The organism is Serratia bockelmannii, assembly GCF_008011855.1.
In the GTDB taxonomy this organism is placed as follows: Bacteria; Pseudomonadota; Gammaproteobacteria; order Enterobacterales; family Enterobacteriaceae; genus Serratia; species Serratia bockelmannii.
In genome coordinates this window covers 55,960-70,403 of the sequence record NZ_VOUX01000007.1, presented here as the reverse complement: position 1 = coordinate 70,403, position 14,444 = coordinate 55,960, and the positions used below count along the sequence as shown (strand labels likewise).

Below are 14,444 nucleotides of genomic sequence, written 5' to 3'. Positions count from 1 at the left end.
AGGTCACATCGGGCCTGGTTGATGTCACATAGCGCGTCCGGGACGCGCGCGTTCAGGGCGAGCCTGAATACTCTCTTTCTTGAATTATTCATGGTGCGCCGCAACGGCGCAAGTTTACCGCTGATCTATCTGTGCGCCGTCGGCGGAATTCAAGGGAAGATAAGGAAAAAACGCGGCGGGGCGCAAAGCCCGCCGCGTCATCACAGAACAAGGCCGCTGGGAATCAGTTCTTTTTCACGAACTCGGATTTCAGCTTCATCGGGCCGAAACCGTCGATTTTGCAGTCGATGTTGTGATCGCCTTCCACCAGGCGAATGTTTTTCACCTTGGTGCCAATCTTCAGCATCGAGGAGCTGCCTTTGACCTTCAGATCCTTGATCACGGTGACCGCGTCGCCGTCCGCCAGCAGGTTGCCGTTGGCGTCTTTGACGATCAGCGCGTCCTGATCTTCCGCCGGGGCGCTGTCGCTCCACTCGTGGGCGCACTCAGGGCAGATGAACAGGGCATTGTCCTGGTAGGTGTATTCGGAGTTGCACTTCGGGCAGTGTGGGAGTTGCATGTTATGTCGCCTCTTCAACAATAAAAAAATAAAAAAAGAACATCACCGGGCGCGGACGCCCGGCGGAGAAACGGTAAGGAGTAGCGCGAACGGGCGGCGATAAGGCGGCCGCCGCGGCGTCAGGGCTGGTAAATGCCGACGCCCAGCGCGTTTTCTTTGCGGGTACGGGCGATCACCGACTGCGGGGATTCATGTACGCGCAGATCCATCTGCTGTTCGGTGCGCACCACTGCGCCACGCAGGGTGTTGGTCAGCACCTCGGTAATTTCCACGTCGACAAATTGGCCGATCATGTCGGGCGTGCCTTCGAAGTTTACCACACGGTTGCACTCCGTGCGCCCGGCCAGCTCCATCACGCTTTTACGCGAGGTGCCCTCCACCAGAATGCGCTGGACGGTGCCGAGCATGCGACGGCTGAACTGCAGCGCCTGCTGGTTGATGCGATCCTGCAGAATGTACAGCCGCTGCTTTTTCTCTTCTTCGCTGACGTCGTCGACCATGTCCGCCGCCGGCGTACCGGGGCGCGACGAATAGATGAAGCTGAAGCTGACGTCGAAGTTGACGTCGGCGATCAGGTTCATGGTCTGTTCGAAGTCGGCCTGGCTTTCGCCCGGGAAACCGACGATGAAATCGGAGCTCAGCTGGATGGCCGGCCGCGCCTTGCGCAGCTTGCGGATAATCGCCTTATACTCCAGCGCGGTATGCGCGCGTTTCATCATGGTCAGGATGCGGTCCGAACCGCTCTGCACCGGCAGATGCAGGAAGCTGACCAGCTCCGGCGTGTCTTCGTACACCGCGATAATGTCGTCGGTGAACTCGATCGGGTGGCTGGTGGTGAAGCGAATGCGATCGATGCCGTCGATGGCCGCCACCAGGCGCAGCAGTTCGGCGAATGAGCAGATATCGCCGTCATGCGTCGCGCCGCGGTAAGCGTTGACGTTTTGGCCGAGCAGGTTGACCTCGCGCACGCCCTGCGCCGCCAGCTGGGCGATTTCGAACAGCACGTCGTCGCTCGGGCGGCTCACTTCCTCGCCGCGGGTGTAAGGCACCACGCAGAAAGTGCAGTATTTGTTGCAGCCTTCCATGATCGACACGAAGGCGGTCGGGCCTTCGGCGCGCGGCTCCGGCAGGCGGTCGAATTTTTCGATCTCCGGGAAGCTGATATCGACCACCGGGCTGCGGGTGCCCTGAACGTGATTGATCATTTCCGGCAGGCGGTGCAGGGTCTGCGGGCCGAATACCACGTCGACGCAAGGCGCGCGGCTGCGGATCAGTTCGCCTTCTTGCGAGGCCACGCAACCGCCGACGCCGATGATGACAGACGGATTCTTCTCTTTCAGCAAGCGCCAGCGCCCCAGCATGGCGAAAACTTTCTCCTGCGCTTTTTCACGGATCGAGCAGGTGTTCAGCAACAGCACGTCCGCTTCCTCGGCGTTGTCGGTCCACTCGAAGCCGTGCGTGCTGTTCAACAGGTCGGCCATTTTTGATGAATCGTACTCATTCATCTGGCAGCCCCAGGTTTTGATATGTAGTTTTTTCGTCATTGACTTGCCATTACTCAGTGCGGAGCGAAAGTTGCGTTACGCGACATGCAGGGCGCGTATTGTAATCATTTGCCGCCGTTGTGACCAGCGCGGGGGAAAATGGCACGCAACCTGAAGCCGAAGCGAAAATCCGGTACACTGCGCAAAACGCCATGTCGGGTGGGATGGCGAGCATTCACATAGAAAACATAGCCAATATGAAGACATCTCAAAATCGGTATGACGCGGTGGTGGTGGGTGGCGGCATGGTCGGCGCGGCGGCGGCCCTGGGGCTGGCGCAGGCGGGCTGGTCGGTGGCGTTGCTGGAACATCAGGCGCCGCAGGCGTTCGAGGCGCAAAGCCCGCCGGACCTGCGCATTTCCGCGATCGGCTGCACCTCGGTGGGGCTGCTGAAACAGCTCGGCACCTGGCAGGCCGTGACGGCGATGCGTACGGCGCCGTATCGCCGGCTGGAGACCTGGGAGTGGGCGTCGTCGCGCGTGGCGTTCGACGCGGTGTCCCTGGGGCTGCCCGAGCTGGGCTTTATGGTGGAAAACCGCATTCTGCAGCTGGGGCTGTGGCAACAGTTCGCGCAGTGCGCCAACCTGACGCTGCTGTGCCCCGCCAGGCTGCAATCGCTGCAGCGGGCGGACAATGCCTGGCAACTGACGCTGGACAGCGGCGAGACGCTGCAAGCGCGGCTGGTTGTCGGTGCCGACGGGGCCAACTCGCAGGTGCGCAAGCTGGCGGCGATCGGCACCAACGGCTGGCAATATCGTCAGGCGTGCATGTTGATCACCGTCGATACCGGCGCGCCGCAGCAGGATGTGACCTGGCAGCGCTTCTTCCCGTCCGGGCCGCGCGCCTTCCTGCCGCTGTACGACAGCTGGGCGTCGCTGGTGTGGTATGACAGCCCGCAGCGCATTCGCCAACTGCAGGCGATGCCGCCGGCGCAGCTGGAGCGCGAAATCGCTACCGCTTTCCCGGCACGACTGGGCCCGGTCAAGGTGCACGCTGCCGGATCGTTCCCGCTGACGCGGCGTCATGCGCAGCGCTACGTGCTGCCGGGGCTGGCGCTGGTGGGCGATGCGGCGCATACCATCAACCCGCTGGCCGGGCAGGGCGTCAATCTGGGGTATCGCGATGTGGATGCCTTGCTGAACGTGCTGAGCGAGGCGCGAGAGCAGGGAGAAGACTGGAGCGGCGAGGCGGTGCTGCTGCGCTATCAACGCCGCCGCCGTACCGACAATCTGTTGATGCAGAGCGGCATGGATCTGTTCTATACCGCCTTCAGCAATAACCTGGCGCCGCTGACCGTGGCGCGCAATCTGGCGCTGATGGCCGCGCAGCGGGCGGGCAAGCTGAAAGAGCATGCGTTGAAGTACGCCTTGGGATTGTAACCGACAGGGCTCAGCGGTGGCTGGGCCCGTTAGGATTGGCCGAACGCCAGACAGCAAAAAGCCCGCCTAAGCGGGCTTTTCTAAATATGGCTGGGGTGCCAGGATTCGAACCTGGGTATGCTGGTATCAGAAACCAGAGCCTTACCGCTTGGCGACACCCCAATTATGGTGGCTACGACGGGATTTGAACCTGTGACCCCATCATTATGAGTGATGTGCTCTAACCAGCTGAGCTACGTAGCCGATCTTACTTTTTACTTCTTTGATTTGCAAGCAGTTTGTTATGGCTGGGGTACCTGGATTCGAACCAGGGAATGCCGGTATCAAAAACCGGTGCCTTACCGCTTGGCGATACCCCACCTGCAAACAAATCTTATGTTGAAACCCCATTCCCGAAAGAATATGGCTGGGGTACCTGGATTCGAACCAGGGAATGCCGGTATCAAAAACCGGTGCCTTACCGCTTGGCGATACCCCATCAACATACTGCGCCGACGATGAAGAGAAATGGTGCGGGAGGCGAGACTTGAACTCGCACACCTTGCGGCGCCAGAACCTAAATCTGGTGCGTCTACCAATTTCGCCACTCCCGCAAATACAAAAAAGAGATGGTGGCTACGACGGGATTCGAACCTGTGACCCCATCATTATGAGTGATGTGCTCTAACCAGCTGAGCTACGTAGCCCTCTTTTTTTGCTTTGCCTTCATCGGCGTTGCGGGGCGCATTATGCGTATATGACCGATTTGCGTCAACAAGTTTTTTCCCGAAAAAGCGCCCGGAAGCGCCGTTTGTCTGGGTTGTGAACATTATGGCGATAAAATCGGCAATTCAGGCAGTTGGCGGGGGGAAAAGGCAACAAAAAGGCGGGCCAAAAGGCCCGCCCTGAAGGAAATGCCGCGCAATTATTTATAGGCGGCCTGGTGCACGCCAACGGCGCGGCCGGAAGGATCGTCCATCTTCTTGAACGATTCATCCCACTCGATGGCCTTGGCGGACGAGCAGGCGACGGACGGGCCGCCCGGTACGCATTCGGCGGCGCTCGGCAGCGGGAACAGCTCTTCGAAGATTTCGCGGTACAGGTAGCCTTCTTTCGACGTTGGCGTGTTGTACGGGAAGCGGAAACGCGCGGTTTCGAGCTGTTGATCGCTAATTTGCTGCGCAGCCACCTCTTTTAACGTGTCGATCCAGCTATAGCCGACGCCGTCGGAGAACTGCTCTTTCTGGCGCCAGGCCACGCTGGCGGGCAAATAGGACTCGAAACATTCGCGAACGATGTGTTTTTCCATTTTGCCGTTGCCGCACATTTTATCTTTCGGGTTGACGCGCATCGCCACGTCGAGGAATTTCTTGTCCAGGAACGGCACGCGGGCTTCGACGCCCCAGGCGGACATCGCCTTGTTGGCGCGCGCGCAGTCGAACATGTGCAGCGCCAGCAGTTTGCGCACGGTCTCTTCGTGGAATTCGCGGGCGTCCGGCGCCTTATGGAAGTACAGGTAGCCGCCGAACACTTCGTCCGCGCCTTCGCCGGAAAGCACCATCTTGATGCCCATCGCCTTGATTTTGCGCGACATCAGGTACATCGGCGTCGAGGCGCGAATGGTGGTGACGTCGTAGGTTTCGATGTGATAAATCACGTCGCGGATGGCGTCCAGCCCTTCCTGCACGGTGAAGTGGATCTCATGGTGCACGGTGCCCAGGTGGTTAGCCACCTCTTGCGCGGCGCGCAGATCCGGCGAGCCTTCCAGCCCGACGGCGAAGGAGTGCAGCTGCGGCCACCAGGCCTCGCTGCGTTCCTGATCCTCCACGCGGCGCGCAGCGTACTTCTTGGTGATCGCCGAGATGACCGAGGAATCCAGCCCGCCCGACAGCAGCACGCCGTAAGGCACGTCGGACATCAGGTGGCTTTTCACCGACTCTTCCAGCGCGGTGCGCAGGGCGGCGGCGTCGGTCACGTTGTCCTTGACGCTGTCGTAATCGAACCAGTCGCGGCGATAATATTCGCGGATCTCACCGTCCTGGCTCCACAGGTAGCTGCCGGCCGGGAATTCCTTGATGGTGCGGCACACCGGCACCAGCGCTTTCATTTCCGAGGCAACGTACAGGTTGCCGTGTTCGTCATGGCCCATGTACAGCGGGATGATGCCCAGGTGATCGCGGCCGATCAGGTAGGCGTCTTTTTCAGTGTCATACAGGGCAAAAGCGAACATGCCTTGCAGATCGTCGAGGAAGTCCGGTCCTTTCTCCTGATACAGCGCCAGGATTACTTCACAGTCGGAGCCGGTCTGGAACGCATAGCGGTCGCTCAGCTGTTGGCGAAGCGCCTGGTGGTTGTAAATTTCGCCGTTGACCGCCAAAACGTGGGTGTGCGCAGCGTTGTACAGCGGTTGAGCGCCGTTGTTGACGTCGACGATCGACAGGCGTTCGTGGGCCAAAATGGCTTTGTCGCTGGCGTAAACGCCGGACCAATCCGGGCCGCGGTGGCGCATCAGACGTGACAGCTCCAGCGCTTTCTTACGCAGTTCAACGGGATCGGACTTCAGATCGAGCACACCGAAAATAGAACACATACAACTCTCCTAACGGGCTTTTATGACTGTGATGTTGTTTTTACTGTTATGGGCAGCATTGCCGATTTATCAGCGATAACGCGGTTTTGCTGCGCTGTGGTTATGAAAATGCGCCAAAAGCTGCGGAGGATGCAAGCGTTTTAGCCATGCGCTGAGAAATAGTTGTTTGCGTGGCTGAGGTTTTTAACGGATTTTCAGTTATCGGCGTAAAAAATTGTCGATTATGCAATTTTTAGCGTGATGGCGGGATTGCCGGCCAGTTTGACCGGCAATCGATTAGCGATTAGGCGATGAGCTGCCAGAGGGTGAACGCGGCATCCGGCGTCCAGCCGGCATTGGAGGTGTGCGCCTGAATACAGGTGTATTTCTTGCCTTTATAACTCACGACGTCGCCGGCTTTGTAGCTGTGGTTGTTCTGCCATTCGGGCGCGCCCGGATCGGGCGGCGTGCCGTCGTTGGCGGTTTTGACCGCCAGCGCACTGCTCGGCAGGGAGGTATTGCCCAGGGTGTCGGTCGCGGTAACGAAGTAGCTGTACTGGGTTGCCGGCGTCAGACCGCTGTCGGCCAGCGACAGACCGGCGGTTTGGCCGATCGGGTTGCCGTTGCGGTAGACGGTGTAGCTGGCGATCGGTGAGGCGCCGGTGGCGGCGGCCCAGCTCAGTTTCAGCGAGGTGGCGCCCAGCTCGGAGACCGTCAGCGCCGTCGGCGCATTAGGCTTTCCCGGCGGCGGGGTGACGCCGCCCTGAATCAGCGGCGCATAGCGGGTTTTGAACTCCCAATTGTAGGCGACGCCGGCTTTGCTCTTGCCGTTATCCCAGTTGATTGACCAGGTCATCAGGCCCTTGATCGACAGGTTTTTGGCGTCGAGACGCGAGAAAGCGTTATACACCGCCTGTTTGTTGACCACGTAGCCGGTGGCGGCGGCATCGTTGTTGCTCGGCAGGCCGATGACGAATTTCGCCGCCGGGATCTTCGCATAGCCGCGGGTGCCGGTAACCAGGCTTTCCGTCAGGTAGTAGAGGAAGTCCTCTTTCATGGCGTCGTTATTCTGCGTGATCCAGGCATTGAGTTCATCCACCCAAATACCGTCGCCGCCCTGGTTATAATATTGCGGCGCGATAAAGTCGTAATAGCCTTCGAGGGCGTTAATATAATCCAGGTAGGTGCCGTTGGTGCGCAAATACGGGAATTCCGGCGCCATGCTGATAATAAAGTTTTTCCCCTGGGCGGCGTAATGGTCTTTTACTTTTTTCAGCGCCGCAGGCAAGACGGTTTTATTATTGGCGGCGCCGATCGCCGCCTGTTCCAGATCGATATCCAGGCCGTCGAAGCCATAGACTTCCACCAGGCGAATAATCTCGTCTTTCAGCTTGTCCTCGTCGCCGGTTTTCAGCTCGATATGCGCGTCTGCGCCGCCGAGGGAGATCAGCACCGCGCGGCCCTGGCTGTTCAGCACGCCTACCTGGCGGCGAAACTCGGCGTCGGACAGGTTGTAAGGTTTGAAGGTCGGGATGCCCTGGCCTTTCATAAAGGCGACGGCCACCACGTTGTACTCGGCGGGAATGTCGGTCAGGTTCATATTGGTGAACTGGCCTTGCTGATAGCCGTCACTGACGCCGGCGGCCCAGTTGTGCCAGAAACCCATCAGGATCTTTTTATTGGCGATAGACGGCATAATGGCCGCGTCATCGGCGGCGACGGCATTAATAATGTTATTTGTGCTCATGGTAGCCTCATTGATAAGGGGTAAGGGTTTTCCGCTCGCCGGCAATATCAGCTATTGGCGGGGCGTAAAGTTATAATGAGGATTTTTAATGCAGGCAGGCTGAAACCTTTTGCTGCCATGAACGAATTAAATTCAAACTGACGCTGAGGGAGAAGGAAATAATGGCGGCCGGACGGCCGCCATGGCCGCATCAGAAGATAGTGATATCGGCGACGGAAGGGTAGACATAGCTCGGGCGGAACGGCATGGTTTCGATGTCGCTCAGCGTGGAGACACCGGACAGCACCAGAACGGTTTCCAGGCCGGCCTGGAAGCCCGCCAAGATGTCGGTACGCAGGTTGTCGCCGACGATCACCGTTTCTTCCGAGTGCGCCTGCATTTTGTTCAGTGCGGCGCGAATGATCCACGGGCTGGGCTTGCCGACGTAAAACGGCTTGCGGCCGGTGATCTTCTCGATGGGGGCACACAGTGCGCCGCAGGCCGGCGAGAAGCCGTGGCCGTGGCTATCCGGGTTGGTGGCGATAAAGCGCGCCCCATTGCTCACGAAATAGGCGGCTTTGTGCATCATGTCCCAGTTGTAAGAGCGGGTTTCACCGACGATCACGAAATCCGGGTTGATGTCGGTGATGGTGAAACCGGCTTTGTACAGCTCATGGATAAGGGCGCCTTCACCGACCACGTAGGCCTTTTTGCCTTCCTGGCGGCGCAGGAAATCGGCGGTGGCCATCGCCGAGGTATAGAACGCGCTCTCCGGCACTTCCAGCCCGGCGGCGGCGAAGCGGTTCGCCAGATCCTGCGCGGTCTGTGACGGGTAGTTGGTCAGCACCACCAGCGGCATGCCTTGTTCCTGGATGCGCGCCAGGAACAGATCGGCGCCGGGCACCGGCGTATTGTCATGCAGCAGCACGCCGTCGATATCGCATATAACGTTTTTGATTTTCATTTGTCGCTGTTTCTCATGATTACGGCAGGCAAGAGGTGACGATAACACACCTGCCAGAAGCGGCGGATCAGCTTTCCAGCAATCGCTGCAAGAGCACGCCGTTGAGCATCGCGCGTTTGGCCAGGGCGAAAGCGCCGATCGCCGAGCGATGATTGAGTTCGGAGGTCACCACCGGCAGATTTTTGCGGAAGTCCTTCAGTACCTGGGTATTGATGCAGCTCTGGATCGCCGGCAGCAGCACCTTGTCCGCTTCGGTGATCTCACCGGCGATCACCACCTTCTGCGGATTGAACAGGTTGATGGCGATGGCCACCGCTTTGCCCAGATAGCGGCCGACGTGTTCGATCACTTCGCTGGCCAGCAGATCGCCGCGGTTGGCGGCCTTGCAGATGGCGTTGATACCGCAGTCTTCCAGCGTCAGTTTGCTCGGGTAGCCCTGGCTCAGCAGCTGGCGCACGCGCTGTTCGATCGCGGCGTTGGCGGCCACGGTTTCCAGGCAGCCGAAGTTGCCGCAGTGGCAGCGTTCCCCCAGCGGATCGATCTGGATATGGCCGATCTCGCCGACGTTGCCGTTGTTGCCGAGAAAAATCTGCCCGTTGACGATGATGCCGGCGCCGGTGCCGCGGTGCAGGCGCACCAGAATCGAGTCTTCGCAGTCGCGGGTGGCGCCGAAGTAGTGCTCCGCCAGGGCCAGGCTGCGGATGTCGTGGCCGACGAAGCTGGTGACGTTGAAGCGCTGCTGCAGGTTGTCCACCAGCGCCCAATTGCTGACGCTGATGTGTGGCATGTAGCGCACCACGCCCAGCGCCGGATCCACCAGGCCGGGCAGGATCACCGCGATGGCGATCAGCTCGCGCAGGCGGCGCTGGTTCGCTTCGATGAATTGGGCGATGGCGGCGAACAGCGCATTCTCCAGCGTTTCCTGGGTGCGTTCCGGCAGTGGATAGTGTTCTTCGCTGAGCGACTTGCCGCTCATGTCATACAGGGTGATGGTGGCGTCGTGGCGGCCGAGACGCACCGCGACGGTATGGAAATGACGGGTTTCCGACACGATGGAGATCGCGCGGCGGCCGCCGGTGGAGGCCTGCTGATCGACTTCTTTGATCAGCCCGCGCTCCAGCAGCTGGCGAGTAATTTTGGTGACGCTGGCGGGGGCGAGCTGGCTGAGCTCGGCAATCTGAATGCGCGAGATCGGGCCCTGCTGGTCGATCAGGCGGTAAACTGCCGCGCCGTTAAGTTGTTTGACTAAGTCAACGTTCCCTATTTGTGCTTGTCCGCCAGTGCTCATCAATAATTTTACTCGCTGTTCATTGAATTAAACCTCGTTACCGTTAACGAGCGTTTTGGTGATCTTGAAATCACGGGTGAAGGCGGTCAGGTTAGCCACCTTGCCGGCTTCGAGGGTGCCCAGACGGTGATCGACGCCGATGGCGCGCGCCGGATACAGCGTCGCCATGCGCAGCGCTTCGTCCAGCGCTATGCCGATATGCTCGACGCTGTTTCGCACCGCTTCGATCATGGTCAGCGCGGAACCGCTCAGGGTGCCGTTCTCATCCACGCACAGTCCATCCCGATAGTATATTGTTTTACCGGCGAAAATAAATTGGTCAATATCTGCACCCGCCGGTGCGGTCGCGTCGGTGACCAAGACCAATTTATCACCTTTCAGGCGTTTGGCGTTACGGATACTCGCCCAGGCTACGTGATGGCCGTCGGCGATGATGCCGGTATAGACCTCTGGCGTATCGAAGATCGCCCCCATCAGCCCCGGTTCGCGGCCGGTGATATACGGCATGGCGTTGTACAGGTGGGTGGCGAAGCTGATGCCGGCGGCGAAGCCGGTGCGCGCCTGATCGTAGGTGGCATTCGAGTGGCCGGCGGAGACCACGATGCCGGCCTCGGTCAGCTGTTTAATAACGTGCGGCTCAACCATTTCCGGTGCCAGCGTCACCTTGGTGATCACGTCGGCGTTGGCGCACAGGTAATCGATCATGTCCTGCGTTGGCTTGCGAATGAACGCCGGGTTGTGAGTGCCTTTTTTTACCGGGCTGAGGTACGGCCCCTCCAGGTGCAGGCCCAACGCCTGGTTTTGGTGCTTTTTCAGATAAGCGCGCATCACGTCGACGCTGTGCTTCATGAATTCGTCGCTGCTGGTGATCAGCGTCGGCAGATAGCTGGTGCAGCCGGATTTCTCGTTGGCGCGCTGCATGATCTCCAGCGTTTCTTCCGAGATTGCTTCCAGCGAATCGTTGAACTGGACGCCGCCGCAGCCGTTCAGCTGCACGTCAATAAGCCCGGGGGCCAGGATGGCGCCACCCAGGTCGCGCGTTTCGATGCCGGCGGGCAATTCAGCCACCGGGCAGACTCTCTCGATCAGCCCATCAGCGATAATGACTGCATGGTCATCAAGTACGTCGTGGCCGGTATAGATTCGGCCGTGGGTTAAAGCGAACATCGTAGCCCCCTGCAAAGATTAAAGACTTTTCACGCTTTCCGCTTCTAACTCGCGGAAATATTTGACGGTTTTGACTTTCAGTTCCATGGTGGCCGGTTCGTCGCACACCACCACCGCTTTGGCGTGCAGCTGCAGGCAGCTGATGGTCCACATGTGGTTGATGTTGCCTTCCACTGCGGCTTCCAGCGCCTGCGCCTTGGCATGGCCGGTCACCAGGATCATCACTTCTTCGGCATCCAGCAGCGTGCCCACGCCGACGGTCAACGCATATTTCGGCACCAGGCTGACGTCGCCGCCGAAGAAGCGCGAGTTGGCGATGCGGGTGTCTTCGGTCAGCGTTTTGATGCGGGTGCGCGAAGCCAGGGACGAAGCCGGCTCGTTGAACGCGATATGGCCGTCGATACCCACGCCGCCCATGAACAGGTTAATTTTGCCGTAAGATTTGATCTTCTCTTCGTACTGGCGGCACTCGGCGTCGACATCCGCGGCGTTGCCGTTCAGCAGGTTGATATTTTCACGAGGAATATCAACGTGGTCAAAGAAGTTGCGGTACATGAAGGTGTGGTAGCTTTCCGGGTGTTCCTGCGGCAGGCCAACGTACTCGTCCATGTTGAAAGTCACAACATGCTTAAAGCTTACTTCACCTGCTTTGTGCATCGCAATCAGATGTTTGTAGGCTTCCAGCGGCGTGCCGCCGGTAGGCAGGCCGAGGACAAACGGGCGCTCTGCGGTTGGCTTGAATGCGTTGATGCGTTGAACGATATGACGCGCGGCCCATTTGCCGACTTGTGCGGTATCTTTCAGTGGGATAAGTCTCATCTAACACCTCTTGGGATAAGTAAACTAAAGCTATACTGTACGGGCCTGCGGGAGTCCTAAGCGTAACCCAGCTTTATGATTCTCGCGTGAATCGTCCGTCCGGTTGATTTTTTGAATGATAAAATAAGTTTTGTGTGATGGCCAGCAATCTGGGAGGGAAAGACTACTTTTTGGTGATATTTATCACAAAAAAGGAGGTTTTAATTTGCGATACAAAATAAATTTTTTACACTCGGCATGAGTGATACGTGCCAAGCATTGTTTCTAAAAAGGTAGTGAGAGCTCCAAATAAACTACTAATAGGGTCCGTCCGCGGACAACATAGGGGGAAAAGGTGAACATTCTTAGTTATTTGCAAAAGGTGGGACGGGCGCTGATGGTGCCGGTCGCCACGCTGCCCGCCGCCGCCATCTTGATGGGCGTCGGGTACTGGATTGACCCTGTTGGTTGGGGCGGCGACAACGCTTTCGCTGCCTTATTGATTAAGTCTGGCTCTGCGATTATCGATCATATGGCGGTGTTGTTCGCCGTTGGTGTCGCCTACGGCATGTCCAAAGATAAGGACGGCTCTGCCGCACTGACCGGTTTCGTCGGTTTCCTGGTGCTGACGACCCTCTGTTCACCGGCCGCCGTGTCGATGATTCAGAAGATCCCGCTCGATCAGGTGCCTGCCGCGTTCGGCAAGATTGAGAACCAGTTCGTTGGTATTCTGGTGGGTATCATCTCCGCCGAAGTGTACAACCGCTTCAGCGGTGTCGAGTTGCCTAAGGCGCTGTCGTTCTTCAGCGGCCGCCGTTTGGTGCCGATCCTCATTTCCTTCCTGATGATCCTGGTCGCTTACATCCTGATGTTCGTCTGGCCGGTCGTGTTCGGCGCTCTGGTGAGCTTCGGCGAACACATCCAAAAATTGGGCTCCGTCGGCGCGGGTATCTATGCCTTCTTCAACCGCCTGCTGATCCCGGTCGGCTTGCACCACGCGCTGAACTCGGTGTTCTGGTTCGACGTGGCCGGCATCAACGATATCCCTAACTTCCTCGGCGGCCAGCAGTCGATTGACGCGGGTAAAGCGGTTGTTGGCATCACCGGCCGTTATCAGGCGGGCTTCTTCCCGATCATGATGTTCGGTCTGCCGGGCGCGGCGCTGGCCATCTATCACTGCGCGCGTCCTGAGAATAAGGCGAAGGTGCTGGGGATCATGATGGCAGGGGCATTCGCTGCCTTCTTTACCGGCATCACCGAACCGCTGGAGTTCTCCTTCATGTTCGTGGCACCGGTGCTGTACGTGATCCACGCCGTACTGACCGGTATCTCGGTGTTCATCGCCGCTAACATGCATTGGATTTCAGGCTTCGGTTTCAGCGCCGGCCTGGTGGATATGATGCTGTGGGTGCGTAACCCGCTGGCGACCCACTGGTACATGCTGATCCCGCAGGGCCTGGTGTTCTTCGTTATCTACTATGTGGTGTTCCGCTTCACCATCAACAAGTTCAACCTGATGACCCCGGGCCGCGAGCTGGCGGTTGCCGGTGACGAAACCGACGGTTATGACGTCAACGTCAACAGCAGCGCCGGTAAAGACGAGAACGAAACCACCACGCTGGCCCGTCGCTACGTCGGCGCGATCGGCGGCTCCGACAACCTGACCGGCATCGACGCCTGCATCACCCGCCTGCGTTTGAACGTGAAGGACTCTGCGCTGGTGAACGACGCATTGGCGAAACGCCTTGGTGCGTCGGGCGTTATTCGTCTGAACAAGCAGAGCGTACAAGTGATCGTCGGCACCCGTGCCGAGCTGATTGCCAGCGCAATGCGCAACGTAATTGCGGCCGGCCCGGTAGCGGCTGCGGTGACTCCGGCGGCGGCCCCTGCCGCGGAAGTCAAACCGCAGGCGGTGCCGAACGCACCGAAAGTCGCGTTTGAAACGCTGGTGGCGCCGGTGACGGGTGAAGTCGTGGCGCTCGATCAGGTGCCGGACGAAGCTTTCGCCAGCAAGGCGGTCGGTGACGGCCTGGCGATTCGCCCGACCGACAAGATCGTGGTGGCGCCGGCGGATGGCACCGTGGTGAAAATCTTCAATACCAACCACGCGTTCTGCCTGGAAACCGACAAGGGCGCTGAGGTCGTGGTACACATGGGGATCGACACCGTCGCGCTGGAAGGCCAGGGCTTCAAACGCCTGGTGGAAGAGGGCGCGGAAGTGAAAGCCGGTCAACCGATTCTGGAACTGGATCTGGATTACCTGAACGCTAACGCGCGCTCGATGATAAGCCCGGTGGTGGTCAGCAACGCTGACGACTACGCCGGCCTGGCGGCGCTGGCCAGCGGCTCGGTGGTCGCCGGTCAGACCAAGCTGTACGAGATCCAAAAGTAAGGCCGTTTTTACCTGAGTAGTATCCGGGGCCGGTCACGCATCATGGCGGAGTTTGCCCCGACTTGGCGGGAAGAGAGCG

10 protein-coding genes and 6 tRNA genes are annotated in these 14,444 nt (G+C 59.0%); 2 read left to right on the top strand and 14 right to left on the bottom strand.

The window, feature by feature from the left end:
- Positions 1 to 223: 223 nt before the first annotated feature.
- Positions 224 to 559 carry a zinc ribbon domain-containing protein YjdM gene (locus FOT55_RS11215; RefSeq protein ID WP_004939967.1) on the bottom strand — a complete coding sequence of 112 codons (336 nt, stop codon included), beginning with the start codon at positions 557 to 559 and terminating at the stop codon, positions 224 to 226.
- Between the two features lie 119 nt (positions 560 to 678).
- A complete protein-coding gene (miaB, locus tag FOT55_RS11210; RefSeq protein WP_025301853.1) occupies positions 679 to 2,103 on the bottom strand; it encodes a tRNA (N6-isopentenyl adenosine(37)-C2)-methylthiotransferase MiaB in 1,425 nt (474 codons plus the stop codon).
- 197 nt (positions 2,104 to 2,300) lie between these two features.
- Here miaB and ubiF point away from each other — a divergent pair, with 197 nt between their 5' ends.
- Positions 2,301 to 3,482: a 3-demethoxyubiquinol 3-hydroxylase gene (ubiF, locus tag FOT55_RS11205; RefSeq protein WP_147823475.1), complete on the top strand. Its 1,182-nt coding sequence runs from the start codon at positions 2,301 to 2,303 to the stop codon at positions 3,480 to 3,482.
- Positions 3,483 to 3,569: 87 nt separating this feature from the next.
- Here ubiF and FOT55_RS11200 read toward each other — a convergent pair.
- The 12 genes from FOT55_RS11200 to nagB form a co-directional block, all read right to left on the bottom strand.
- Positions 3,570 to 3,644, bottom strand: a tRNA-Gln gene (locus FOT55_RS11200).
- Between the two features lie 4 nt (positions 3,645 to 3,648).
- Positions 3,649 to 3,725, bottom strand: a tRNA-Met gene (locus FOT55_RS11195).
- 41 nt (positions 3,726 to 3,766) lie between these two features.
- A tRNA-Gln gene (locus FOT55_RS11190) sits at positions 3,767 to 3,841 on the bottom strand.
- A gap of 44 nt (positions 3,842 to 3,885) precedes the next feature.
- Positions 3,886 to 3,960: transfer RNA gene (locus tag FOT55_RS11185), tRNA-Gln, on the bottom strand.
- A gap of 30 nt (positions 3,961 to 3,990) precedes the next feature.
- Positions 3,991 to 4,075 (bottom strand) — tRNA-Leu (locus FOT55_RS11180).
- A 16-nt stretch (positions 4,076 to 4,091) separates the two neighbouring features.
- A tRNA-Met gene (locus FOT55_RS11175) sits at positions 4,092 to 4,168 on the bottom strand.
- Between the two features lie 218 nt (positions 4,169 to 4,386).
- Positions 4,387 to 6,051, bottom strand: coding sequence for an asparagine synthase B (asnB, locus tag FOT55_RS11170; protein WP_147823474.1), 1,665 nt, complete (start codon positions 6,049 to 6,051; stop codon positions 4,387 to 4,389).
- Positions 6,052 to 6,334: 283 nt separating this feature from the next.
- Positions 6,335 to 7,777, bottom strand: a complete 1,443-nt coding sequence (gene chiC / locus FOT55_RS11165) for a chitinase ChiC (RefSeq protein ID WP_060447626.1) — start codon at positions 7,775 to 7,777, stop codon at positions 6,335 to 6,337.
- A gap of 190 nt (positions 7,778 to 7,967) precedes the next feature.
- The gene (locus tag FOT55_RS11160; RefSeq protein ID WP_004939957.1) at positions 7,968 to 8,720 is read right to left on the bottom strand and encodes an HAD-IIA family hydrolase; all 753 of its coding nucleotides are present in this window, start codon (positions 8,718 to 8,720) and stop codon (positions 7,968 to 7,970) included.
- 67 nt (positions 8,721 to 8,787) lie between these two features.
- Positions 8,788 to 10,008: a DNA-binding transcriptional regulator NagC gene (nagC, locus tag FOT55_RS11155; RefSeq protein ID WP_004939956.1), complete on the bottom strand. Its 1,221-nt coding sequence runs from the start codon at positions 10,006 to 10,008 to the stop codon at positions 8,788 to 8,790.
- A 27-nt stretch (positions 10,009 to 10,035) separates the two neighbouring features.
- On the bottom strand, positions 10,036 to 11,175 hold the full coding sequence (gene nagA, locus FOT55_RS11150; protein WP_049205765.1) for an N-acetylglucosamine-6-phosphate deacetylase: 1,140 nt from the start codon (positions 11,173 to 11,175) through the stop codon (positions 10,036 to 10,038).
- Positions 11,176 to 11,193: 18 nt separating this feature from the next.
- Positions 11,194 to 11,994, bottom strand: a complete 801-nt coding sequence (gene nagB / locus FOT55_RS11145; RefSeq protein ID WP_004939952.1) for a glucosamine-6-phosphate deaminase — start codon at positions 11,992 to 11,994, stop codon at positions 11,194 to 11,196.
- A gap of 334 nt (positions 11,995 to 12,328) precedes the next feature.
- On the opposite strand from nagB, the gene nagE reads away from it, so the two are divergent.
- Positions 12,329 to 14,365 (top strand): N-acetylglucosamine-specific PTS transporter subunit IIBC, encoded by a 2,037-nt coding sequence (gene nagE / locus FOT55_RS11140; RefSeq protein WP_060432592.1) that lies wholly within the window; start codon positions 12,329 to 12,331, stop codon positions 14,363 to 14,365.
- Positions 14,366 to 14,444: the final 79 nt, after the last annotated feature.